The 25,503-nt window shown below is 41.8% G+C and carries 22 protein-coding genes; 2 read left to right on the top strand and 20 right to left on the bottom strand.

Translation table 11 applies throughout. From position 1 onward, the window contains the following. Window positions 1-20: 20 nt before the first annotated feature. From H589_RS0109325 to H589_RS0109300, 6 genes are all read right to left on the bottom strand, one after another. On the bottom strand, window positions 21-899 hold the full coding sequence (locus H589_RS0109325) for an ABC transporter permease (protein ID WP_027721768.1): 879 nt from the start codon (window positions 897-899) through the stop codon (window positions 21-23). Between the two features lie 9 nt (window positions 900-908). Next, entirely contained in the window at window positions 909-1,874 is a 966-nt protein-coding gene (locus tag H589_RS0109320; protein WP_027721767.1) for an ABC transporter permease, read from the bottom strand. A 45-nt stretch (window positions 1,875-1,919) separates the two neighbouring features. Then, window positions 1,920-3,437, bottom strand: a complete 1,518-nt coding sequence (locus tag H589_RS0109315) for an ABC transporter substrate-binding protein (RefSeq protein ID WP_027721766.1) — start codon at window positions 3,435-3,437, stop codon at window positions 1,920-1,922. Window positions 3,438-3,475: 38 nt separating this feature from the next. Next, window positions 3,476-4,441: an ABC transporter ATP-binding protein gene (locus H589_RS0109310; protein ID WP_027721765.1), complete on the bottom strand. Its 966-nt coding sequence runs from the start codon at window positions 4,439-4,441 to the stop codon at window positions 3,476-3,478. A gap of 3 nt (window positions 4,442-4,444) precedes the next feature. Further along, window positions 4,445-5,443, bottom strand: a complete 999-nt coding sequence (locus H589_RS0109305; RefSeq protein ID WP_027721764.1) for an ABC transporter ATP-binding protein — start codon at window positions 5,441-5,443, stop codon at window positions 4,445-4,447. A 156-nt stretch (window positions 5,444-5,599) separates the two neighbouring features. Further along, window positions 5,600-6,628 carry a hypothetical protein gene (locus H589_RS0109300; protein WP_156891701.1) on the bottom strand — a complete coding sequence of 343 codons (1,029 nt, stop codon included), beginning with the start codon at window positions 6,626-6,628 and terminating at the stop codon, window positions 5,600-5,602. Window positions 6,629-6,765: 137 nt separating this feature from the next. On the opposite strand from H589_RS0109300, the gene H589_RS19530 reads away from it, so the two are divergent. Next, the gene (locus H589_RS19530; RefSeq protein WP_051249695.1) at window positions 6,766-7,836 is read left to right on the top strand and encodes an aspartate/glutamate racemase family protein; all 1,071 of its coding nucleotides are present in this window, start codon (window positions 6,766-6,768) and stop codon (window positions 7,834-7,836) included. A 149-nt stretch (window positions 7,837-7,985) separates the two neighbouring features. Then, a complete protein-coding gene (locus H589_RS0109285) occupies window positions 7,986-8,831 on the top strand; it encodes a D-amino-acid transaminase (RefSeq protein ID WP_027721762.1) in 846 nt (281 codons plus the stop codon). A 263-nt stretch (window positions 8,832-9,094) separates the two neighbouring features. Here H589_RS0109285 and H589_RS0109280 read toward each other — a convergent pair whose 3' ends face one another. From H589_RS0109280 to H589_RS0109210, 14 genes are all read right to left on the bottom strand, one after another. Beyond that, entirely contained in the window at window positions 9,095-9,964 is an 870-nt protein-coding gene (locus H589_RS0109280) for a hypothetical protein (protein ID WP_027721761.1), read from the bottom strand. Continuing rightward, window positions 9,964-10,776: a universal stress protein gene (locus H589_RS0109275; protein WP_245577091.1), complete on the bottom strand. Its 813-nt coding sequence runs from the start codon at window positions 10,774-10,776 to the stop codon at window positions 9,964-9,966. Before H589_RS0109275 ends, H589_RS0109280 begins: the two co-directional genes overlap by 1 nt. Before the next feature lie 42 nt (window positions 10,777-10,818). Next, on the bottom strand, window positions 10,819-11,211 hold the full coding sequence (locus H589_RS0109270; RefSeq protein ID WP_027721759.1) for a response regulator: 393 nt from the start codon (window positions 11,209-11,211) through the stop codon (window positions 10,819-10,821). Next, window positions 11,208-13,817 carry a PEP/pyruvate-binding domain-containing protein gene (locus tag H589_RS0109265; protein WP_027721758.1) on the bottom strand — a complete coding sequence of 870 codons (2,610 nt, stop codon included), beginning with the start codon at window positions 13,815-13,817 and terminating at the stop codon, window positions 11,208-11,210. The genes H589_RS0109270 and H589_RS0109265 overlap by 4 nt, the downstream gene beginning before the upstream one ends. Before the next feature lie 16 nt (window positions 13,818-13,833). Then, window positions 13,834-14,583, bottom strand: coding sequence for a TIGR02186 family protein (locus H589_RS0109260; protein WP_035075674.1), 750 nt, complete (start codon window positions 14,581-14,583; stop codon window positions 13,834-13,836). A gap of 2 nt (window positions 14,584-14,585) precedes the next feature. After that, window positions 14,586-15,512: a sulfite exporter TauE/SafE family protein gene (locus H589_RS0109255; RefSeq protein WP_027721756.1), complete on the bottom strand. Its 927-nt coding sequence runs from the start codon at window positions 15,510-15,512 to the stop codon at window positions 14,586-14,588. A 133-nt stretch (window positions 15,513-15,645) separates the two neighbouring features. Further along, window positions 15,646-16,071, bottom strand: a complete 426-nt coding sequence (locus H589_RS0109250; protein WP_027721755.1) for a universal stress protein — start codon at window positions 16,069-16,071, stop codon at window positions 15,646-15,648. Window positions 16,072-16,535: 464 nt separating this feature from the next. Continuing rightward, a complete protein-coding gene (locus tag H589_RS0109240) occupies window positions 16,536-17,903 on the bottom strand; it encodes a sigma-54-dependent transcriptional regulator (protein ID WP_027721753.1) in 1,368 nt (455 codons plus the stop codon). After that, a complete protein-coding gene (locus H589_RS0109235) occupies window positions 17,875-19,311 on the bottom strand; it encodes a sensor histidine kinase (protein WP_027721752.1) in 1,437 nt (478 codons plus the stop codon). Before H589_RS0109235 ends, H589_RS0109240 begins: the two co-directional genes overlap by 29 nt. A gap of 352 nt (window positions 19,312-19,663) precedes the next feature. Continuing rightward, on the bottom strand, window positions 19,664-20,938 hold the full coding sequence (locus tag H589_RS0109230) for a TRAP transporter large permease (RefSeq protein ID WP_027721751.1): 1,275 nt from the start codon (window positions 20,936-20,938) through the stop codon (window positions 19,664-19,666). Between the two features lie 9 nt (window positions 20,939-20,947). Continuing rightward, complete coding sequence (locus H589_RS0109225) at window positions 20,948-21,430, bottom strand: TRAP transporter small permease (protein WP_027721750.1); 483 nt, start codon at window positions 21,428-21,430, stop codon at window positions 20,948-20,950. A gap of 62 nt (window positions 21,431-21,492) precedes the next feature. Beyond that, on the bottom strand, window positions 21,493-22,470 hold the full coding sequence (locus tag H589_RS0109220) for a TRAP transporter substrate-binding protein (RefSeq protein ID WP_027721749.1): 978 nt from the start codon (window positions 22,468-22,470) through the stop codon (window positions 21,493-21,495). 425 nt (window positions 22,471-22,895) lie between these two features. Next, window positions 22,896-23,597 (bottom strand): response regulator, encoded by a 702-nt coding sequence (locus H589_RS0109215; RefSeq protein WP_027721748.1) that lies wholly within the window; start codon window positions 23,595-23,597, stop codon window positions 22,896-22,898. Beyond that, on the bottom strand, window positions 23,584-25,218 hold the full coding sequence (locus H589_RS0109210) for an ATP-binding protein (protein WP_051249694.1): 1,635 nt from the start codon (window positions 25,216-25,218) through the stop codon (window positions 23,584-23,586). Before H589_RS0109210 ends, H589_RS0109215 begins: the two co-directional genes overlap by 14 nt. Window positions 25,219-25,503: the final 285 nt, after the last annotated feature.

Raw genomic sequence — 25,503 nt, 5'->3', positions numbered from 1 at the left:
TTGAGTCTACCAGATACGGATTAGCGGCTCAGTTTAGGGTTCAGTTCATCGCGAAGCCAGTCAGCAAATAAGTTTATGCCTACAACAAGCAGAATCAGTGCTGCTCCCGGGAAAAGGGTCATCCACCACATGCCTGCGTAGATGTAGTTCTTTCCTATTGCGATCATCATACCGAGTGAAGGTTCTGTTAATGGAACACCAACCCCTAGAAAGCTAAGTGTAGCTTCAAGCATGATGACCACAGCAAGGTCCACTGCCATGACAACCATAATTGGAGGCAGGGCATTGGGCAGAATGTGCTGGAAAAGAATTCGGAAATCTTTAGCACCGGATGATTTTGCAGCCATTACATAGGGGTTGTTTTTTATTTCAAGCACACTGCCGCGGATGGTTCGGGCGTATTTTACCCAGTCTGCAATGCATATAGCGAAGATGACAGTTGCAATTCCTCTGGTGTCAAAAACACCGAGCAGCAGTACAGCCAGCAAGGTTGTGGAGAAAGAAAAAACAGTATCAGCGCAACGCATTACGAAGGTGTCAATCAGCCCTCCGTAATAGCCTGCAACCATGCCTAGAGCTATTCCTATACTGCCGGCAACTGTAACTACAGATCCTCCTACAATAAGAGAGGTCCGCATTCCATATAGTATGGTTGACAGTATTCCGCGTCCCTGATCATCTGTTCCCAATGGAAAAGATAAGGAGCCTCCGTCCAGCCAGCACGGCGGCATGAGGTAGTTACCAAGATCAACTGAGCTCAGGTCGTACGGGTTCATAGGCGCCAGTACATGGGCGAAGATCCCTATTAAAATGAACAGCAACAGGATGAATGCACCGATCATTGCCGGTTTGTCGCTTCTGAAGCTGCGTAAACGCTTTTGGAGAAGTGGGCGGTTCATATTTTAACTCTAGTCGTAGCGAATTTTTGGATTGAGCAATGCATACAGCAGGTCAACCGCGATGTTGATGGACAAAATTATGGTTGATGCCAGCATAATGTACGTAACGATAATAGGTTGGTCTGTCTCGAAAATAGAGGTCAGGAGCAGGTTGCCCATCCCCGGCCACTGGAAGATTGTTTCGGTGACGATCGAGAATGCTATCAGCTCGCCGAATGAGAGTCCTGCAATTGTAACTACAGGGATCATTACGTTGCGCAGAGCGTGCTTCATTATTACCTTGAAAGGGGAAAGTCCTTTGGCCCATGCCGTTTTAATGTACTCCTCTCCCATAACTTCACGCATACCTGCCCTAGTCAGTCTGAGCATTACTGCAAGCTGGTAACCGGAAAGGGTCAGTGCCGGCAGAATAATATGTTTCAGTCCGTCCATGGTAAGCAGTCCGGTGCGCCATGGTCCTATCATTACGGTATCCCCCCTGCCGAATGAGGGAAGGATGTCCAGATATACGGAGAAAAACATAACCAGCAGAATACCTATCAGGAACGTTGGTATAGAAATGCCCATAAGTGAGCCTGCCATAATCATTCTGCTCATGAATCCGGTCGGCCAGATAGAAACCACAATCCCCAGTCCTACTCCGACTACAAAAGATATGAAGATGGCAGACAAGGCCAGTTCAAATGTGGCGGGAAAGCGTTCAAGTATAGTGTCCAGCGCATCCACCTGACTGATGTAGGATTTGCCGAAGTCGCCTTTAAGCACTCCGCCGATAAATTTTATGTATTGAATATGGGGGGGCTGATCCAGTCCGTATGCCTGCCGAACCATTTCCTGCTCCTGCTGGGTGGCGTATTTGCCTGCCAGCATAAGTACCGGATCACCGGTATAGCGGAAGAGGCAGAAACATACGAATGAGACAGCCAGCAGAACCATAAGCCCCTGCAACAATCTTCGAAAAATATATGATGCCATAATGAGTAGTGTAGGGCCGCCGCAGCGGCCCTGTGATTCTATATGTTATTTGATTTCTTTAGCTACGACCCAACGGTCTGGGCGTGGGCTGAATTTAATACCCTTGCCTTTAGCAACTGCGTACATGTCTTCTTGGTAATGGAGAGGAATGAAAGCTACATCTTCCATAACCATTTTATTGATCTTCTGAAGAGCTTTTTCGCGCTCGCCGCGGTCGAGGATAGATGCGGAGTCGATGATCAGTTTGTCAACTTCAGGGTTTGAATAAACAGCACCATTGTATCCGCCCATACCTTTGTCTTTATCCCAGGTATGTACGTTCTTCTCTGCAGTACGGCCGAAGTCGTATGAACCGTCAAACCAGCCGATCAGGTAGAAAGGATGTTTGAAGTTTGCTGTTTCATCAAAGAAGATGGATTTTGGTTTTACATCAAGTTTGGCTTTCAGACCGATTCTGGAGAGGTATTTTACAATGGCTTCGCAGATTTTTTCATCGTTGATGTAACGGTCGTTAGGGCCAGCGAGAGTGATTTCGAAGCCATCTTTGTAGCCGGCTTCAGCGAGAAGTTTTTTAGCAAGCTCAGGATTATATTCAAGGCGTTTGATGGATGCATCGTAACCAATAGTAGGTACATCTGGAATCTGAGCAGATTTTGCTGCATGACCGTGCATTACTTTAGCAATGATCTCGTCTTCGTTAATAGCGTGAGCAAGAGCCTGACGGACACGTTTGTCAGCAAAAGGGGTTCCGGGCTTGTTGGAAACCTGTAAGTAGATGCAGCGACGAGCCGGACGAGTGATAGTTTCAATGTTGGGCATTTTGCTGATGCGGTCGTAGAGAGTCAACGGAACGCCGTTAACGATATCAACCTGATGACCGGCCAGAGCAGCAAAACGGGTTGCTTCCTCTACGATGGGGCGCATTTCTATTGTTTTATATTTCGGAGCGCCTTCCCAGTAGTCAGGATTGGCGTGCATGCGCAGGTAGGAACCTTTTACCCATTCATCAAATATGTATGCACCTGTTCCGATAGGACGGGTGTTGTAGTCTCCATCATCACGTTTAAGAGATGATTCTTTGTCTACAATAAACATTTGCGGCATGGTTTCAGCAAACCAGGGGACAGGTTTAACTGTATGGAAAATAACAGTATATTCATCCGGAGTATCAATGGAGGCAATGGAGTTACCCATATTCAGGAATCTGGAATATTTGGGGTCTTTCATGCGTTCGAAGGTAAATTTTACGTCTTCAGCATTGAATTTGTTACCGTTATGGAATTTAACGCCCTTACGAAGTTTGAATTCCCAGGTATTGCTGTCAACGCGTTTCCATTCAGTCGCCAGAGCAGAAGCTATCTTTCCGTCTGGAGCAGTACGCTGGAGCAGCCCGTCAAAGAAGTTTGACATATAAGAATAGTTTGCATCTGAAGAGTATGCATGAGGGTTCATGGATTTGGGCGGTGCGTCCATAGCAATGGTCAAATCAGCTTTAGCCATTGCAAGAGAGGGGAGTACAAGTGTTGCAATAAGAGTTGCAGCAACAATTAAGCGTTTCATCATTCAGCCTCCTAGTAAAAGTTATTATTTATTCATGCCGTTTATAATAAATGGCACGAAGCCTGATGTCCGTCACTGAAGTGGGTGACTGACGGAATTTTCTGCGAACAGATATCTTTTGCTTTGGGACAGCGCGTGTGAAAACGACATCCTGATGGCGGGTTTATAGGGCTGGGAACGTCTCCTGTCAGTATCTGCCGTTGTTTTTTTCGGCGCGGGTCAGCAATGGGCACGGCGGAAAGGAGAGCTTGAGTATAAGGGTGCTGGGCATTGCTGTAGATATCCATATATGATCCGGTTTCGACAACTTTTCCCAGATACATGACCACAATCCGGTCACAGATATATTCAACTACGGCAAGGTCGTGGGATATGATCATAAGTGAAAGATCAAACTGCTGTTTAAGGTCCATAAGCAGATTGATTATCTGAGCCTGAATAGATACATCCAGCGCGGAAACAGGCTCGTCACCGATAATCACTGATGGATCGAGAGCCAGAGCTCTTGCGATGCCCAGACGTTGTCTTTGTCCACCTGAAAATTCATGAGGGTAACGCATTCCTTGGTCCGGGTTCATACCCACGGTCTTAAGCAGGAAAGCCAATCTGTCCTCACGCTCGCTGCCTGTGTACATTTTGTGAACATCCATAGGATTGGATAGAATCTGGTTGACGTTCATACGCGGGTTCAGAGAGGAGTATGGGTCCTGAAAAATAAGCTGCATTTCTCTGCGTAGCGCTCGCAATTCTTTCGGAGACATTTCGTTCATGTCTCTACCTTTCCAGTAAACAGTGCCGCCGGTAGGTTCAATGAGCCGCATAGTTGCAAGACCGGCAGTGCTCTTTCCGCAACCTGATTCGCCAACTATGCCCAGAGTTTCGCCTTTGCGCAGTTCAAAGTCGATTCCGTCTACTGCGAAAACATGGCCAACGGTGCGGGAAAGCAGTCCTTTTTTGATAGGGAAATGGACCTTAAGGTCTTCAGCTTTTATTAAAGATTCAGTCATATTTTAGTTTGGGATATGCAACCAGCATCTTACTGCATGGCCGTCGTTGATTTCCGTGAGCTCAGGTTCTTTCTCTTGGCAAATAGGCAGGGCTTTAGGGCATCTTGCCTGAAATTTACACCCCTTAGGCAGGTCGTAAAGACTCGGAACCATACCTTTGATCTCCCGGAGTCTTTCAAATTTTCCTGCGGTGCGGCGGCCAAGTATTGGGGTAGAATCCAGCAGCCCCAGAGTGTAGGGATGAAGTGTGTTTTCAAAAAGCTCTATTGTCTCGGCTTGTTCGACAACTTTTCCTGCATACATGACGACGATGGAATCTGCGGTTTCGGCTATAACCCCAAGGTCGTGGGTTATCAGTTCCACCGCTGCACCTAAGTCGTCTTTAAGTTGCAGGATAAGGTCTAATATCTGGGCTTGTACGGTAACATCAAGTGCCGTTGTGGGTTCATCTGCAATGAGCACTTCTGGACTGCACGAAAGAGCCATGGCAATCATTATTCTCTGGCGCATTCCGCCGGACATTTGATGAGGATATTCTCCGACTCTTGATTGTGGAGCCGGAATCTGTACTTTGGCGAGCATTTCTATTGAAGCGTCCAGAGCATCTCTTTTATTCATGTTCCGGTGCAGTATGAACATTTCTGAAAGTTGATCGCCGATGGTGAAGACCGGGTTTAGAGACGTCATTGGCTCCTGAAAAATCATCGAAATACGGTTTCCCCGGATGTGGCGCATTTCGGCCATACTCAGCTTAGTCAGATCTTTTCCGTCAAAAAGTATTTCCCCGCCGACAATTTTTCCTGGAGGAGATGGTACAAGTCTCATTACCGATTGGGCAGTAACACTTTTACCGCAGCCGGATTCTCCAACTACTCCAAGTATTTTTCCTTTAGTCAGGGAAAATGTAGCTCCATCCACCGCTTTTGCTGTTCCGTCGGATGAAAAAAAATAAGTTTGGAGGTTGCTGATCTTTAATACTTCATTTTTGTCAACTGGTGTCATTTTTAAGTTCCGTTAGTCGAGGTGAATATCCTTAAAATGTTAATTAGTAAAAAATATCATCTTTAGTCAAATAAAATTATAACCTATGGTTTAAAAAAAAATTAAACCAAACTGTGCAAAAAAAAATTAGCAGGTATAGATTAAGTTTATATGTATCTAGAATAACTTCAGTTTAGATGTGGACATGAGCTCGTTCATAGCCTCTTCAAAAAAATGAGCGACTTTCCATTTTGTGAATTTATCATGAATATAGCTGTTGAACCCTTCAGGAGTATTACGGGAATCAGAATAGTTAATGGCAGCACTGCACATATCTACTTCAACTTTAAAGAGATTGATAAGCGATTTTGAGCTGGTTGAAAAACCCTCAAGATTGTGCTGGTCGTAAGGATTGCTGAATGAGTGAGGGCTGCTACCTGTATAATTTAGTGCCGGTTTATTACCATCGGCATCTTGCAAGAGGAATTCAAACATGGAGCAACGCTCTGTGACATGTAACTTATGTTGATTTGGAAATTTAATTGCACATGAAGTTGCATTTGCAAGATATTGGGCAAATAGTTGTATTTTATTCATATCCTTTTCAGCAGCTGCTTTAGATATGACCCGGTCAATGGTTTCATCAAGACATTTGCTACAAATATAAGTTGTAATTTTATGCCCTTTTTTACAATTTTCATTAAAAACCTGAAGCCTTTCTCTCACTACCTGCCCGGTCAAATCATAAAGGAATTTTTCAGCTTCTCCGTCTAGTTCAATCTGGAAAGACTTCATCATATAATAAAGGTAGGGTTGATAGATTCCACTGGGCGAGTCTTTTACTACTATTTTAGTTCCTCCCATGTGCTCCAGTACTACCAGCATCAGTTCGAAGTAGAGTCTGTCATAGTGAGGAGTCGGTGGGCCTTCAATTTTACGCTTTCTATTATTATTCAGGATAGACGGAATATCATGCTTATTTAAAGGACGGTAGTCGTAATCTTCAAGAACGTTATTAATATCGGTAATTCGGTGATTCATAGCCAGTAATATGGATGCAATCTTATCTTTACCGGGATGATTGATCTGTTTTTTACTTAGTTTAGTTAAGTAAGTGTTTGAAACTCCTGATATTTTACTGATGTTATTCAGGTTCATTTCACTATTTGCAATTATGTCGATTAGAGTCTCGGGATATTTTCGCATGTGTTCAGTATATTCTGTTATTGATTAGAATTGAAGTTACTTGTATTGGTTGTATCAAATATTTAAATAAAGGTTAATTTTTTTTTACACTAAATTTTTGATATGCTTTTAATGTGAATCATAGGTGATAGCGAATAATGTACAGCAGTAAGAACATTATCGGCGTAGTTGGTGGGCTTGGCAATGAGGCTATGGTAGATCTTGCCATGAAAATGTCAGTTGTTCCGGGCCATGAAAACAATGCATATATCTTTTATGGAAATTCAAGATTGGCCTACAAACCTGCCGAAGTTGGATTTGATTGGCTGCCTACTGACATTCCTGAGTTACGAAAACAGGCTACGGCTGTTTATACCTCCAGAATTTTACAATTTTTGGGATGCGGAGTGATCGGGTTGGCCTGTAACAGTGCTCATCCTTTGTTTCGAGAGGTCATAACTGATATTCCAGTTAAGTTTGTGGATATGATTCATGAAACGGCATGCTTCCTGAAGGATGAAGGCGAGAAGATCCTTATTCTCGGAGTATCCAGCTTAGTCGAATCCGGTTTATATCAAGATGCTCTAGCTGATAATCGCGTGGCTTGCGTGAGTCCTTCTCTTGGAAATCAAAAAAAGATAATGTCCGCAATCTATGATCCTTGTTTTGGCATCAAGACCGCCAAGATCACTGCTCAGGCAAAGTCTCTTCTTTGTGAAGTTCTTATGGATGAATATGAAAATCAGGGCTGCCGTAATGTCGTACTGGGATGTACGGAACTTCCTTTGGCTCTAACTGTTGAAAGTTGTAACTGCTTCAAAAAAAACGGTATGATTCCGCAAGATATGAATGTGATTGACTCTTCAGCAATTCTGGCTGAAGCACTGGTTCTTACTTCTGGTTCTGAACCCACTGCGCCAGCAAGTATAAATTCATATTTCAGCGAGTATACAGATTGGTTTCCACCTGTAACATTTCAGGTTGATACTCTGAATGAATTTGTCACCATCCAGTCGCGTATTATCCGAATGACGACTGATTATCTTGAAAAACAGGGAAGAAAACTGGAAGGCAGTTATATGCATATTCCTGTTATGTGTGCCGTAGGTAATATTTCGGGATTTGTTGACATGGCAAGTTGTGTAACAAAAAATATTCTTGATTTAGAAGATGATTGGGAAAGAGATGTTTCTAATTATTTTGAGGAACATTTCAGCTCAATTATTTAAGTTTATTTTCATGATATGCGTTATGGAAGCCCTCAACTATATGATGGCAGCAACTTATCTTAAAAGAGTGTGCATTCTTATAAATGCAGCTGTAAAAAAGAAAAATCCTGTCATATAGCAGGGGAAAATACTTTATATAGAGGTTTGTTATGAGTCGTACTGTGTATCTGAATGGCGCGTATATGCCAGAAGAAGAGGCTATGGTATCGGTTTTTGATCGCGGATTTTTGTTTGCAGACGGTGTTTATGAAGTCTGCGCTATTCTGGACGGGAAGATCATAGACTTTGAAGGTCATATGGCCCGTCTGGAGCGTTCGCTCGGTGTTGTGGAGATGTCTGTACCTGTAACCAAGAGTGAGCTTCTTGAAATTCATCGAGAGCTGATAAGACGAAATGCTCTTGAAGAAGGGGCAATTTATATGCAGATCACTCGCGGGGCCGCTGATCGTGATTTTATTTATCCAAAAGGCGTTGAACAGACTCTAGTTCTTTTTACTCAGGCTAAAGACCTTACTTCAGAGAAAGACGGGCTAAAGGTTATTTCTGCTCCTGACATACGTTGGGGGCGCAGGGATGTTAAAACTGTTCAACTGCTTGCTTCTTCCATGGCTAAGACGATGGCTAAGTCAAAAGGAAAAGATGATGTATGGCTTGTTGAAGACGGTCTAGTAACTGAAGGGTCTTCAAGTAATGCATATATTGTGACGAATGAAGGGAAGATTATCACCCGTAATCTATCAAACTCAATTCTGCACGGGATAACCAGAGCTTCAGTATTAAAACTTGCTGCGGAGCTGGATATGGAAATTGAGGAGCGTCCGTTCACAATTGAAGAAGCCCAGAATGCTTCAGAAGCTTTTATTACTTCTGCGACTTCCTTTGTTTATCCTGTTATAGAGATTGATGGTATAGAAATTTCCGATGCTAAGCCGGGGCCTGTTTCAAAACGTCTAAATCAGGTTTATGCAGAGGAAAGCCGTAAGTCTGCATGCTGATAAATGAATGATTGTTCAGCAAGCAAGTATACTCTGAAAATATTGTATCTATTGCGGGAATGCAACTTATCAGTAAGTTTTCTTAGGGAAGAAACTCAGAATGTTTTTGTGGGCTATATTACTTCTCGCTAGATGATTATCAGGGGCTTTAAGCTCGTAAGGTTTAAAAAAATAAAATCCGTCAGCAAGTGGCAACAGCTTGCTGACGGATTTTATTTTATCCAGAATTAATTCTGCGGGGAGATTTCCGGAAACAAAATTATTTATCTGAGTATGAGAATTGAGGATAAAGTTTTTTCAACAAAAGAAGCCACTTTGCCACGTGATAGCAGGCGTTGGAGAGTGGACTTAGGACTGAGCCAGACAGCTATCAGGTCATTTTGCGCGCCGGAGCAGATAAAAGTTTCAAGAGATTCTTCATCTACAACTTTCACTAATGTTGGAATACCCAGTCTGATATAGTAATCCAGCACCTTACTCATCTGCTGCTCAACTTCTTCCTGAAGCTGGCCATGTTTCAGCACTCCGACAATCTCCAGTTCTGCATTGTTCAGAGTTACAAGCTGGTTAATCATTTCAAAGGATTTTTGAGTGGCATGTGCGTGATCAAGGCAACATACGACCTTTGAAATGGTATGTTCTTTTTTAAGGATTAAAACAGAGCAATCCGTTTTCTCTGCTACTTTTCCCGGTGCCTGAGGATCTCCAGCCCAGTCGCATACTCCGTCTCCACAACCAAGAATGATGAGGTCACTACTGACCCGTTTGGCTTCTTTCAGGATTGCTTTGGTAGGAGCTTCACTGCGTAGATGCAGGCGCAGTTTTTTAATCCCGGACAGTTTCTCCTCAAATACATGCTTGCCGATGGCTTTTACTTCAGGAGTCTCATCTTCAGAACAATAGAGCTCAGAACCTGATTCCAGCAAGTTAAGAAAGTCCTTACAATAATTGTGCAGCATCCGCATTTTAGGATGTGAAATTTCAAAAGGGATTGTGTCCGTATCAAGATCATCAATCTCTTTTTCCATTGCTAAAATGACAACTTCAGGCCATGTATTCGCAGCCAGCTGTGCGGCATGGCGAATTGCATACATACTGTATAAATTCGCGTCGACCGGAATAAGTACTTTCATTATTTCCTCCGATTAGAATAGGTCCAGCACAAAAGCAGGGGGCAAGAAACGCGGGCTAGAACTTCTGTGAGGTGCGATTTTCGACTGGATTTACGATCGATCGCTGAAACAATTAAGCCGTACCCTTTGAGAGATACAGCCGCTACTTCAGGAGCACATAAAAGAGTAAAAGTTCTTACTGGTTTGAGTCCGAGCTTATTCAATAGTTTTGCGCAGTCACCAAGAATGTCATCAGGAAAATCACCTTGATTCAGATCGTCCAGACTATATAGGCAGAGATCAAATTCACTTTTCTTATTGGTCAGCAGATTATTGAACTGTTCGGTCAGACTTTCTAAATCAGATTTGGGATCGACTATGAGCAATACTTTATCTGACTGGATCATATTTTTGACCAGGAGGGCTGGGCAAGGCATTTTTTTATACAATTTGGAGCGGATTTTTTTTCGAAATTCAGCGGTATTAAAATTCGAAAGTTCTCCTTCTATGAAAATATTATAATCACCCATCCGTAATTCTTCAAGAATCTTGTCATTACGTTCGCCGATCGTGACAATAGGGCGTGGTTGAACGTAGCAATTGAGCTCCTCACTACTCAGAATCTCTCTTACTTCTTCTTCTCCGGCCTGCTTAAGGCCTTCTTCCCATGATCTTCTAATCCATCCTGTCTGTGAAGAATGAGGTTTTTCATCAGGTTCCTCAACATGGATCGGTTGTAGAGTCATCGTGATGATTTTGGACTTCTGGCAGGCATATCTAAGGGCAATATTTGAAGCCAAAGTCTTTTCGATAGGGATTAATGCTTTAAGCATGAACACACCTCGCTTTTATAGCGGTTCTTGTTTTAAGCTTTATTAAAGAGCTTCTTTTTTGATTTTTTCATCAGCTCTTCTTATAACTTCCTGAATTTCTCCGAGTTTGAAAGGCTTGGCTAAGAAATCAAAAATACCTTTGCGCATGGATTCTTTTGCCGTTTCCATGGTTGCAAATCCGGTAATGATGATAACTTCCGTCTCCGGAGAGATTTCCTTAACTTTGGTGAGAAACTGCATGCCATCCATGCCATCCATTTTAAGATCACTGACGACAATATTAAAACTTCGTTCCTGCACTCTTTTTAGAGCACTGGCACTGTCGTAGAAGCTTTCGACTTCATAGCCCTTTTTTTCTAGAGCCGGCTGTAACCGCTTGCTGACAATAGGTTCATCGTCCAGAATAAGAATGCTTGTTTTTGATGAAGTGGTCATGTTGCAACCCTCCGATATTTGTTTAAATTCGACTCATTTATGAGACGGCCGAATAGTTCGGCATGCCTGTGAATTTGCTCATCGGCGACCATGGAAACATCAAGTTGTCTGGTGTAAGCAACCAGAACTCCGAAGATCTGCATTCTGTGCAGAATCTCTTCGGCAGGAATCTTTTTAACCCTTGCTATGACAAGATCGTCTCGCAGGGTTGTTGAAAAATCCAGTTTACCGAGAACTTCAGCTAAGAATTGGGCTCTACGTGATCTACGTCTGGCTCCAGTTACTCCCCCGGCAAATCGAAAATATGCATAATTGTCTGAGATGTTTTCGCTCACATAACAGTTGATTATTGTGAAGTGATATCCAAGATGTAGACTTAGATGTGCATAATTGTCTGAAATTACAGCTAGATTGCGGCCTACACTGGCCGATGGTGCAAGCTCAGATGGAAATGTGCGTGTCATGCTGGACATGAAACTGGAAAAATCAACTGCAACCGGAGTGGATTGCCAGACTCCGGCCATAGTCACTCCTTCTATAAAAGCTTTCATTGGAGTGGAGACAACTTGATCAGGTGTGACTACTTTCTTGCCGATCTGTATCTGTTCCTGGCTATCTGCCCAGCGGCTGTCAAGCCCTCCTCCTATATCAATCATGGTCATATCCATTGGTACAGGAAGAGTTAGGCGAACACTTGGAGAAGATGATTCAAGTGTGTTTATGTTAATATGTATAAGTTCATCTACAGCCTTTTCGTGTACAAATCTTGTAATGTCATGAAGAGTCTGACAGCCGTCAGGTGTGAAATTGCTGTCGGATGGATCAAACAGATTCAGTGGTTCAATATGTTTTAACAGTCTTCTTAGAAGTCTATATTCATATGTTTCCTGAATACGTTCTGCCGCAGCTTCATGCAGTTTTAATTCTTTAATAATTCCTGCATAAATAGTTCGTTGCTCAACATCTACTGTTATAGTTTGACCTTCTGAGAGTATCTTAAGTGCTTCTTCAGTATTTAGCAGTGCAGGAACTCTGTATTCTCTGGCAATAGTTGCCAGATGTCCAAGAGGAGAACCTACGTCGGTAATTACACCGGATGCTCGATGTAGAACTGAGGCATAAATTGGAGATGAATGATGGGCCACTAATATTGCTCCGTCTGGAAATTCATCCAGATTTCTGTTGTTGCCGGCTATGAACACCGGTCCGGAAGCGATACCGTTCTGGGCTACATCTCCTTTACCTGAAAGAAGAATCTCGCAATTACAAAGCTTTTCACTTAACGAATTAACCGTTGATTCAGTAGGAACATTAATTGCCAGAGGGCGGCTTTGAAGAATGAACAGTTGTCCCTCAACGTCAAAAGCGAATTCTATATCCTGAGGTTTTTTAAAATATTGCTCAATTTTAATGGCAACTTGAACCAGCTGACTTATTTCATCATCAGTCAGACATGATGTGGATTGCAATTCTTCACTGACCGCTTCTGTAAGCAAGCCTTCACCATTAAGGTTAATTCTTTTTGCTTCCACTTTGCGGACGATTGATTTTTCAATTTGTTTATATGGTTCATCTTTAGAGATAGTGAACTGATCCACCGGGACTTCGCCGGAAACAACAGTAGAGCCCATCCCCCATGTTGCACTTATGATAACAGTATTCTCGGCGGGGGCAGCTGGAGAAAGACTATAAATGACTCCGCTGCATTTGGCTTGAACCATTGTCTGAAATGATACGCCCATCAGGCTTTCACTGATTTTGTAATCTAAGTTTTGTCGATATTCCATTGCTGAAGGAGAATATATGCTGGCAAGTACCTTGATATAAGCTTCCTGTAATTTATCATATGGAATATTAAGAAAACTGTCGTACAATCCGGCAAAAGAGAACTTACCGTCTTCTCCCCATGCACTGCTGCGAACAGCGAGTCCTATTGTCTTATCATTTTTGAAAAGTTGATTACCAACACGGTTCAATGACTTGCGCAACCTGGGAGGCATTTCTCCTGCAAGAATTAATTTTGAAATTTCTTCCGAGGCTGAAGTGAGACTTCTACTTCCATCAATCCATTCTGATTTGATTTCGGATATGCGGTCATTAAGGTCGTTATACTCCATGAATTCCATGCATGATCTTGTTGTGACAGATATTCCTTCAGGAGTAGTGACAGCGACTATGTTTGAAAGTCTTGCCAGATGATAGCTTTTGGCTCCGACAAGATCGAATTCTTTTTTGGTTGTTTCTTCAAAAGAGACAGTCAGCCTATCTGCAATTGCAGGGCATCCCGCAAGTTCGCTATGAAGTTTTTCGGTTATTATTCGAAGTGAACAATAAAGATTAATATACTTTTCAGGAGACATTGAATCAAATGCTCCAACCAGTTTCAGAACAAGTGTCTCCAACTCTTGGGTGGCATTACGAAGATACTGGGTATCAAAAATGTAGTCGCCTCCGAGCTTGTTCTGCATAACAGATATACTGGTAAGAATTCGGTTGTTTAATTCCAGCACTTTATTAAAGCGATTAAAAAGATCGACAAAAGAGTGAGCCTCTTTTTTTCTCTTACCACACAATAGTTTGTGTATGAAATTAAACAACCGATTCATAGCTTTTACCTCGAATCTAATGTGCTGCACCTTTATCACTGAAGATCAGGCTCATGAATAAACCTGCCAAAATAGCAATGATAACAGCAGAGATTCCATAGAGAATTTCATGCCCAAATGCGATGGAAGCGAGTAGTTTGGGAAATCCGGCAAAGTCTGCATGGATAATGTTGGATTTTTTACCAATCACCTTACCATCGCGAACAGCCACGACTTCAACAGTATATGCTCCGCGTTGCAAGGATGAAGGCATTCTCAGTTCAGCAGTATATTTACGAAGTCCACCAGCACCATCCTGGTATTCAACGACACCATCTTCAATCATATAGTGTTCTTCGTGTTCTACCAGCTTAAGGAATTCATTAAATATTTTTTCATCTGCTGTGCCTTTAACTGAGTTAAAGCCTAGATTAAGTTTTTTCCACTTTTCTCCGCCGCCTTCATATATTTTTGAATCGGTTCCCACCAGAAATAAACTAGGGATATCATCCAATTCTACACTTGCAACATTCATCCATAGAAATCCGAAAACCTTACCTTTTTTCTTAAAGTGGGTGTTTTTGTGCTCACCCATAACCCTGATGACTGCGGAACAGTCCTTCGGGACAGTTCCTGTTATTTCAACATTTGCTCCATTATAAGTCGTGCCGATTGTAACATGCTCAGGCTTGAAGTTAATGGAGATATCTCCCTCTGCATAAGCTGTTGCACAAGAAATTAGGAGAACTGCTAGAAGTAAGTTAAGTTTTATTAAATTTTTAATCATTTTTAATGTCCTCCTGCATAAGCCAGCAACACATCAGGAGTGAGCAGCAGACTGAAAAGCATTTTTACCATTACAGCCAGAACAAGCGTTGCCAGTAAGATCTTAAGGTGTTCACCTTTGAGCTTTTTGCTGATTTTTGTTCCGAACTGTGCTCCGATAGTAGATCCTACGAGCAGGATCAGTGCTAGAACAAAGTCTACAGTGTGGTTGGTGTATGATTGTAAGATGGTGACATTGATGCAAGTGAACAGAATCTGAAAAAGGCTCGTTCCAACTACAACATGCATGGGCATGCGAAGCAGATAAACCATGATAGGTACCATGATGAAACCACCGCCAACACCCATAATGGCTGCCAGAACACCAACAAGGGTTCCAAGAATCAAAGGCATGAGAAGAGAGAGGCGTACACCTGATTTTTTAAAATCAGTCTGAAAAGGAAGGCTTTCCAGTATTGTTGCATAGCGTGATTTTTTCTTTGGTTTTTCAGTCTTAACCGCAGGAGGTGTTTTGCGCAGGCTTTGCAGACTTTCATAAAACATATAGGAGCCGACACCGCCGAGCATCAGAACATAGGTTACATTAATTAAGAAGTCGGCATTACCCATGGCTCTTAGGACCTTAATGGCTTGTACTCCGACAAAACCACCTAAAACACCGCCGATAAGGAGCAAGATTCCCATTTTGAAATCCACATTCCCAAGACGGTAGTGGGCAAGACATCCTGAAGTTGAAGCTCCGACAATCTGGTTTGAGTCAGATGCCGCTGCTACAGTCGGCGGAATTCCGAACATGATCAGCAACGGAGTCATCAAGAAACCGCCTCCTACACCAAATATCCCTGAGAGCAGCCCAACTAAGCCTCCCAACATGAAGATGAGAATTACGTTAACGCTGTTCCCGGCAATGGGAAGATACATATGCCACATTAAATAACTCCTTTCATTTTGACTTTGGTTGTAACGGGTCGACTCATTCAGGTTGTTAATATCTTAGCTCCTGAAAGGACTTTCCCATTATCTTTTAGCAGCCACCGACTTTGATGGTTACTTTTTAAGGTTCTCACTGCCCGTAGGCTGAAATTTTTTGCACCACTTCTATATGACAGTCCGTCTTGCTCCCTATTCGCTCAAGGAGTTCCATAAATTGTCTATCCAGTTTTGTTTTTCTGTTTTCCGGGTTTCCTACAAACAGTGTTGTGATATTATTAGCAAGTATGAACTGGATGACTTCATTTTCGAAATTTCCTTTTGCAGAATAAAAATTAATATGAGATCTGTCGGAGCGGCCCTCTGCCAGAAGAGACTCTAAACGTTTTTCCGGAAGACCTATCCACTCATCTGTATTACTGCTTTTGCTTTTAAACTTTTCATCTTCAACCATGAGAATAGATACATTCATTGGAATTCTTTTGGTTAGTGCAATTGCGTAATAAGCCAGCCAAAAGCTGGATTCAGATGTGTCTACTGCGATAAGTACGTTGTTCATATTTTGCGTTCCGTTTACGTTGATAAAGCAAGACAGATGCCAAGAATTTAGCGGGCACTAACAAGTTAAGTGTTAGTAATAATTTGATAAATATTTTTAATGTGGAGTTAGTTATTTTTTTCACTAATTTTATGTTTCAATTTGGAACAGAGGGCATTGCTAATAATAAGGTAGTGAAAATAAGCAGATCACTTCTTCAACTTTTGTTGGAGGCCTAAAACAGAGGCATTAGAAATTTGTGATGACATTCGTGTCAGAAAACAAAGATGATGTGTGTTTCAAAATGAAATGGAGAATGTGTGGGTACAAGGTGAAAAATGCATTCCTGAAAGAATCAAGTTTCAAAATGAAACAAAGGAGGGTGAGGTATAACTCTTCATATGGTCAAAACAAAGAAACTGCCATGTTAAGTGGCAGTTTCTTATAGAATATTGTGAAAAATTGTAACAAGCCGTGAGTAGATACTATTCTTCATCATCAAATTCTACATCCAGATTGTATTTTTTTATGCGGCGCCAAAGAGTGGTTCTGGGTAAGCCTAGAATATGGCTGCTTAAATGTTTATTGAATCCTGTAGCTTCCAGTACATGTTTGATATGCCTGCATTCGACCTCCTCAAGAGACAGTAGTCCTACGGCCCCGAATGCACTGAAAGCAAGGTTAAGTAAATCTGGTGGCAGTTCACGCATTCCTAATGTTTCTTCTTCAGCCAGAGCGACAGCTCTTTGAATGATATTTTCCAGCTCACGGACATTTCCCGGATAATTATAGCTGGTAAGAACGTCCATGGCTTGAGGAGATATTGACTTTACAGATTTTCCAAATTTTGTATTGAAGCTTTTAAGGAAGTAGTTAGCCAGCAGGGGTATGTCATCTCGCCTTTCAGAAAGTTTGGGAAGATATACCATTACCACGTTAAGGCGATAGAACAAATCTTCACGAAATTGCCCGAGTTCCATTTCCTTATTGAGGTCACGGTTAGTGGCCGCAATTATGCGGATGTCCAGAGAAACCGGTTTTGTACCTCCGACGCGCATAATGCTTCTTTCTTGAATAACATGCAGAAGTTTCACCTGCATATTCAAGGGCATCTCACCTATTTCATCTAAAAAAACAGTTCCACCATCCGCAGATTCTAGTAATCCTATTTTCGTTGCAGAAGCTCCGGTAAAGGCGCCTTTTTCATGCCCGAAAAGTTCGCTTGAAATAAGTTCTTCGGTAAAACCTCCACAGTTAAAGGAAACAAAGGTTTTATTCCGTCTGGGACTCAGATCATGAATTGCCCGTGCAGCTCTCTCTTTGCCTGTCCCTGTATCAGCTTGAAGAAGAACATTACAATTAACTTTAGCAACCTTGCGGATCATGGCAAAGAGATCCTGCATGACTTTGCTGTTTCCAATAAAATTTTTAAATTGAGCTTCTTCACTTAAGCTCTGCTTAAGACGTCTGTTTTCTTCTTTTAGTTCAAGTTTTTCTAAAAAATTACTGGCTAATGTTCTGACTTCCTGAATGCGAAATGGTTTTACAATATAGTTGAATGCCCCTTTGCTTGTTGCCTCAACAGCAGAAGGAATAGTGCCGTGACCAGTAATTATTACAGCTTCTACATCTTCAAATCCTTTCTTAACAAAGTTAAGAATAGTCATACCGTCAATATCTGGAAGATTAAGATCGATGAATACCAGGTGAAAGGGAGTCTCCGCCATACGATTCAGGAACGGGTGTCCTAAAGCAAATGTTTCTGTCTCAAATCCCAGTTTGGTTAATACTCTGGCTACATGCTTGGTTGTCTGGTCTTCATCATCAATTATTGCTGCTCGAAATTTGTCCATGATACGCCTCCGTTTCACTCACCGCTACCGCTGGAAGAAAAATGGAAAAAGTGGTTCCTTCTCCAATTTTACTTTTTACTTTAATGAATCCTTCGTGTTTTTTAATAAGTCCGTAGATGATTGACAACCCCAGCCCAGTGCCTTTCCCTACGGGCTTGGTTGTAAAAAACGGATCAAAAATCTGTTCTATCGTTTCCGGAGACATTCCACATCCAGTATCTTTGACATCAAAGCGGACATAGTTCTCTTTTGTATGAGATACTGTGACATTTAAGCTGCCACCACCGTGCATAGCATGGTCTGCATTGATAAAAAGGTTGATGAATACTTGTTGTAATGAGTTTAAGTCTCCGTAAACTTGAGGTATTTCTGCTGGAATATCTGTAGAGAAGTTAATCTTGTCAAGTCTAAGCTGATTAGCAACAAGTCTCTGAGTTTCGTTGATAAGTTTCTGCACACTGAGTTCGGCCATGTTGTGCTCACCCTCTCTCGAAAAATCAAGAAGATTTCTGACCACTTCACTGGCACGGCCGATTTCATTAATTATATCCCCGAGCATTTCTTTGGCTTCATCCGGGTCAAGTTCTTCAAAATCCTCAAGCATTGTATCAGCAGTCAGAGAGACATTGTTCAAGGGGTTATTCAGTTCGTGTGCAATGCCTGAAGTGAGAGTACCTATGGAACTAAGTTTTCTGGACTCAATAAGCTGGTTTTGTCTGTTTTCAATATCTGCTGCCATACTGCTGAATGCGGAATGCATCAGTTGCGATATTTCATCATCACTGGTGATCTGATCAATAGAAGTATAATCGCCCTTAGCCACTCCTTCAGCTGCACGTTGAACATAAACCAGTCTTCCCAGCACCTTTTTGGCCTGCCATGAGAAGAAAATAATTATAAGAACCGCCAGTGAAACCATTACCACTATGGGAATATACTGAATTTTGAGTAATGTGTTATGGATACGTTTTTGTTTTAAAACAAGAAGGTTTTGCGCTCCCTGAACCATTGTTGTTCCCAGTGCTCTGGTTTTAATCAAGTCTCCGTTATCTCCTTGAGCAAGGAGATTAAGCTGCTGACTGTAGCTATTGATATCATCAATAAATTTATCGAATTTTTCTTGTCCGGCAATCTCGATAATTTTGTCTTTCAACATAGCAACAGCATCTTTAGCTTTATCAAGATATATAACAGCCTCTTTCAGGCTTTCCGGCTCAGGGTAGAAAATGAAATTTTTTTCATAACGCCTGATTTCAAGTATATCTGAAAGAAGGTCGTGGAAATTGTCCATAACGATAAGTCTGTCTCGAAGTGAAACTATATTATACCAATAAAAACTGGTGTTTAAAGCCATAAAAATAAGGTAGGCAATAAAAAAAGCAATAACTTTGATTCTAACTGTTCTCATAATAACCTCTAATCGATCTCCAGATTGAACTTTCTAAAATATAGACCGTTTGAGTACAATAAGCATGCCATTTGTAATTCATATTTATGTCTTATCCCTGCCTGTTTTGGCTTCAACCTAAAGGGAGTGGATTAAAAAGGAAAGCAGCAGCAACCATGCCATAAATAAGCAGGTGTGGTAAGTGTAAAGAAAAATTACGCTATAGATATTGAGTTACAGTTTTAGCGTAACACCCTATTTCTATAGGATTATTTTAATAATAGTAAACAAAAGACAGTCCCCGCAGCACGAGAATATGCTGCGGGGACTGCCGGCTAAGGTTCTAAGGAACGAGGTTTCTGGTATAGAACTCTTAGTTCAAGAGGTTTGGCAGAAAAGTGATGATTGCAGGACAAAAAGTCATCAGCAGTAAAGCTCCCAGCAATGCGATCAGATAGGGAGTTGAGGCTTTCATTACTTTTTCAAGTGGGACTTTTGTAATTGCACTGGCAACGAAAAGGTCCAGACCGACCGGAGGAGTGATGCATCCAATTGCGAGGTTGATAACCATCAATACTCCGAAAAATAGCGGATCAATTCCCAGCTTGGTTGCTACAGGTAGGAATATCGGAGTCAAAATAACAATTGCAGCTGATGCATTGATAAGTGTTCCGATGAAAAGAAGCAGTACGTTCATCATTATGAGGAACATTGCCGGAGAGGAAGTCAGAGATACTATATATTCGCCAATGTGGTGGGGGATCTCAAGGTTGGTGAGCATCCACCCGAAAACTTTGGCTGCGCCGACAATGAACATGATCATTGTTGTTCCCATGACGGCTTGAAATATAATACGAGGAAAATCTTTGATTGTTAATTCTTTGTATATGAAGAAACCGACAAAGATTCCGTATACAGCAGCAACAGCAGCCGCCTCAGTCGGAGTGAAAATACCTCCGTAAATACCTCCAATGATTATGACCGGGGTCATCAAAGCCCAGAATGAATCTTTAAATGATTTGATCACGTTCATAAACGAAAATGAACCTTCAGCGGGAATTCCTTCCTTTTTGGCGATTGCATAACTCACCAGGCACATGGTTAATCCCATCAGCAGCCCGGGAATCAGACCTCCCATGAAGAGATCACCTATTGAGGCTCCTGCAATTACACCGTATACAACTAGTGTTATTGAAGGAGGAATTACTATTCCTACAGTTCCGCCTGCGGCAACAATCCCTGTTGCCAGTTCACGGCGATATCCTTTCTTTTCCATTTCATCGACCATTGTGGAGCCGATGGCTGCGGTCGTAGCTGCGGATGAGCCTGAGATTGCGGCAAAAAACATACCTGAAACAGCAACAACCTGAGCAAGACCTCCTGTAAAAGATCCAACAAGTGATTGAGCAAAATTAACAAGCCGTTTTGTCACACCGCCGGCAGACATGAAGGAGCCTGCAAGCATAAAGAAGGGCACTGCCATGAAAGAAAAAGAGTCAACACCGGAATACATGACTTGAGTGATCATGACTTGCGGTATGTTCATGTAGTAATAAAGGATTACAGATACAGAAAGGCCCAGTGCGTATGCCACCGGGACTCCAAGAAATGTCAGGCCAAGAAACGTGCAAAGTAATACTGCTTCCATGATGGTCTCCTAACTTCTGCTTTCTTTGATCTGTTTGAAGATACGTACTGAGTCTTTGAATAGGTATAGGAGCATAAGTGATGCACTTATGGGAATAATGACATAGACTGCACTCATTGAAATACCGAGTCCTGGGGCCATTTGAAAGGTCATTACAGATGTCATTTTGGACCCCTGGATCAGCAGGAGCAAGGTAAAGGCATAGCTGCAGAGATTTATGAAAATTTCAAGTGCAACGCCGGCGGACGTCCCTTTAAGCTTTCCCGGCAGAATCTGTACAGCAAGATGTCCGCTCTCCCCCATGATGAGTGCTGAGCCTAGAAAAACAACCCAGACAAAAAGAAAACGTGCAAGTTCTTCAGACCACTCAAATGTATGTCCGAAGAAGTAACGTGTGACAACCTGAAAAAAGATTAATCCAAGCATTAGCGTCATTGAAGTTACTGAGATACAGTAGAGAACCGCATGTAATTTTTCAAACAACTTATCCATCAGAAATTCTCCTTGAAAAAATTTGGAACCGGAGAGATCCTCCGGTTCCAGATTCAAGATGACTATTTTTTCAGAGCATTAATTTTATCAATGTTGTCCTGTCCGACAACCGATGCAAATTTCTCATAGACAGGTTTCGTTGCTTTCATGAATTCAGTACGGTCAACTTCAGTGATTTTGATCTTTCCTGTTTCTTCAATGAGTTTCCAGTATTCCTGATCTTTTTCAGTTGAAAATTTACGCTGCCAGTCAACAGCTTCCTTCGCTGCAGCAGTAATAATCTTCTGTTGTGCAGGGGAGAGTCTGGACCAGCTGATCATAGACATTACCAGCGGTTCCGGAGCGTATGAGTGTGCTGTTTTAGAAGCATATTTCTGAACTTCGAAGAAACGTTTGGTCCAGATGTGCGCGCTTGGGTTTTCCTGTCCATCAACAGTTCCCTGCTGCATTGCAGAGTAAAGTTCTCCGAAAGCCATGGGAGTGGGGGATGCTCCGAGAGACTTCATCATTTCGATGTAGATTTTATTAGTCATGACCCGGATTTTTAGGCCTTTCATGTCTGCGGGGGTTTTTACTTCACGAATGTTGTTAGTCACATGACGGATTCCGTTTTCCATGTATCCGAGAAGTTTAATGCCTTTAGGTTCAAGAGCCTTGCCGAGGTCCATGCCCACTGTGTCCAGTGATTTGTATGCATGTTCACGGTCCTGAAAGAGGAATGGCATATCAAAAATTGAGATCTGAGGCTGGAACTGGCCAAGAACGGCTGTTCCGACTAAGGCCATGTCAACTGTCCCGAAGATGAGGCCTTCGATAAGGTCTTTCTGTCCGCCCAGCTGGGAGGAGGGGAAAACCTTAACAATAATATCTCCGCCGGATTTTTCTTTTACCAGCTCGGCAAACTTTTCTGCACCCTGACCATAGGGGTGGACTGGTTCGGCAATGTGCCCAAGTTTGAGAACCACTTTTCCGGCAAATGCAGGAACTGACAAAACAGCAATCAGCATTATCGCGCATAGAACTGTAAATAAACGTTTCATACACCCTCCTCTGCGTAGGCAGACTTGCAAGATTTCGTATTATAGCTTTCTTCCCAAAACTATTACGTTGTGGGCGAAGACTATATAAAAAATCAAAAGAAAGGTTATTAACTGTTTAATGGGTATTTTTTCTTTTACCGGAATATTGTTCATATTGTTCACGGCAAAATCGAATTGTTACTCAGTAGCAAAATATAATGGTAGAAGTAAAAAAGATTTTTTTAAGGAATATGATGCATTTCTCTTTATGTGGTATTTTTTAGTACAATAGAGAAGTAGAATCTGGAGGGGGGATATCAATTGATACAGAAGGACATATCATGGAAGTTTTTGGTACTAGAAATAGTGGGCAGTCCACTAAATGGAAATAATAGTTCAACATAAAAATATAATATCAATTATGACGTATTTCAATCTTATAATTATTAATTTTGAAAATATTTTCGTTCAGGGCGTCCAACAGTACCATAAACAACATCTGGATAGATTTCTCCTATGGAAACCATATATTCAAGATAGCGTCTGGCTGTGGATCTGCTTGCACCGATTATTTCTCCGACATCCTCAGCGCTTGCACCTTTTTCAGAATCAGTGATTGATTCTTCAAATACAGCTTTGATCTTTTTGAGAGTCAGGGGATCGATCCCTTTAGGCAGAGATTCTGTGTGGGGGGGCTGTAGTGACGATGCCGGACTGAAATTCATCATGCTGTCCACATCTTTTTGCTCAATTGTAGCTTCAGAACATAGTCTATGGTGGTACTTTTCAAATTTCTTCAAACACGCAACAAATCGATCTAAAATTACCGGTTTAATGATGTAGTCGAAGACTCCGCCTCGAAGCGCATCTTTTAGTGTCCCCATCTCCCGTGCTGCGGTGATAAGTATCACATCAGTCTCAATTCCCTGCATACGTATTTCGCGTAGCAGGTCAAGACTTGTTCCTTCCGGAAAGTATAGGTCAAGCAGGATCAGATCCGGTTTATAGAGCTCAATCATTGTTTTGGCGTCATCTAACCCCTGCGCAATGGCTACAACCTTAAATCCTTCAACTCTTTCGGTGAAACGACGGTGGAGACCGGCTATTTTAGCATCATCTTCAACGATAATTACTTCAATATCTTTCATGAATATAACACCTTACTTTCGGGATAATGACAGAGAAGAGAGATCCTCCGGATTCTACGGAAGAGACTGATATGAAACCGCCAAGCTCTTCAAGTCGTTGTTTGACCAGATACAGTCCAAGCCCTCTTCTGAGTGTGCCTTTAGAAGAAATGCCTTTCTCAAAAATTTTATCTACTCTGTCTCTGGGTATACCTGCCCCGGAGTCTTCAACTTCAAACACAATGTCATTACCCAGATCTGTAAACGAGAGGAAAACATTTCTTTTGTCCTTATCCTGCTCAAGAACTGCCTCAAATGCATTATCCAGCAGGTTGCCTACGATAGTAACAATTTTTTCCTGCTTAATCCAATCAGGTACATCTATCATGGTGCCGTCCCGGTCAATTTCAAATGAAACTTTAAGCTCCATAGCTCTATTAAATTTCCCAAGAACTATAGCTGCTATTACCGGATGAGGAACTGCTTTATTAAGGAATCTTATTATTTCCTCATAACCTGAAGATTCGCTTGAAACCAGATCAAGAGCTTCTTGATAAGCTTCAATCTGGATCAGCCCTGCAATAGTGTGGAGTTTGTTGGAATACTCATGGGTCTGAGCTCTGAGAAGCTCTGAATATTCTTGAATACTTGAAAGTTCATGAGAAATTCTGTCCAACTCGTCTTTGCGTCTGAAGCTGGCTACCAGTCCTTTGACTATTTCATCTTTAAGAACCGGAACGATGTTGAATATAAGTTCCTGTCCGTTTACTATACGTTCCTGATCATGTTCACTTTCACCCGTAGTCAGAGCATGTTTAAGTCCTGCACAGGGAATAACATCATCAATCAGATTGCCAACCAGTTCAGATGAGTTAAAGCAGGTGTACTCTAGCGCAGCTTTGTTGGCCAGACGGATTTCTCCTTTATGGTCAGTGGCAATTACTCCTTCACGAATGGTTTCAAGAACAGCTCCTCTTTCCAGATAGAGATTGGTAATCTCTGCCGGTTCCAGATTGAGAGTTACTTTCTTTAGGTGTCTGGCTATACAGGCAGTTATTATGAATCCTACCAGTGTAATGAATATTATAAATATTAAGGGGCGATGCAGGTGTTCGGCAATACTTTTTTGAACACTTTTGGATAGGTAGCCGACAGAAACAAATCCTATGATTTTGTTGTTATCGGAAAAAACGGGTACAAAGCCTCTTATCGATCTGCCAAGAGTCCCGACTGCTTCTGATACATATGACTTTCCTTGCTCTACAGCAGGTCCTGTGTCCCCTCCAACGAATGTTTTACCGACCCTTTCCGGAACCGGATGGGAGAAACGTTTATTGTTCACATCTCCGATGACTACAAAAGTTGCACCGGTTTTTTTACGTATGTCTTCTGCAAGAATTTGGATTTTTCCTGAAGGATCTTCACGTTGAAGTTCTTCCCTTATCATGGGGGTGCTGGCAATGGTTTGCGCTGTTTGAAGGGCTCTCAGACCTACCTGCTCCGTAAGCATTTCGGAAGTCAGATTGGAAATTAGAAACCATGTGATCCCAAGCTGAATTAGAACAAGTCCAGTTACCATATATGCAAGGTAATGCTGTATGGTTTTAGGTTTTATCATGGAAAATAATTTATGTTTGAGCATATAAATCCTTGATAAATGGTCTTCGTCTACGAAGAGCTTGGATGCAGTGTCATGATTTTAGAATATTAGTATGTTTTGTCTATTTAGATTGAATTAATTGTTTTTTATTACAAATTCTTCTGCAATTGTCTTTAGAGTATATGCAAAAATGTAGAAAAAATAGCTGAGTGATTGGTGTATATTTTTTTGGGCCGTATAAAACGTAAGCTTGGTAGTGGGCAGGTATTTATTTTAAGAGAAGTATTATCTTATGTTACCAACGATATTTATGAGCGGTAATAAATA

The sequence above is a fragment of the Maridesulfovibrio zosterae DSM 11974 genome (genome assembly GCF_000425265.1).
GTDB classification, from domain to species: Bacteria; Desulfobacterota; Desulfovibrionia; order Desulfovibrionales; family Desulfovibrionaceae; genus Maridesulfovibrio; species Maridesulfovibrio zosterae.
Note: the sequence above shows the minus strand (reverse complement) of the source record. Positions and strands in the feature narration are given on the sequence as shown.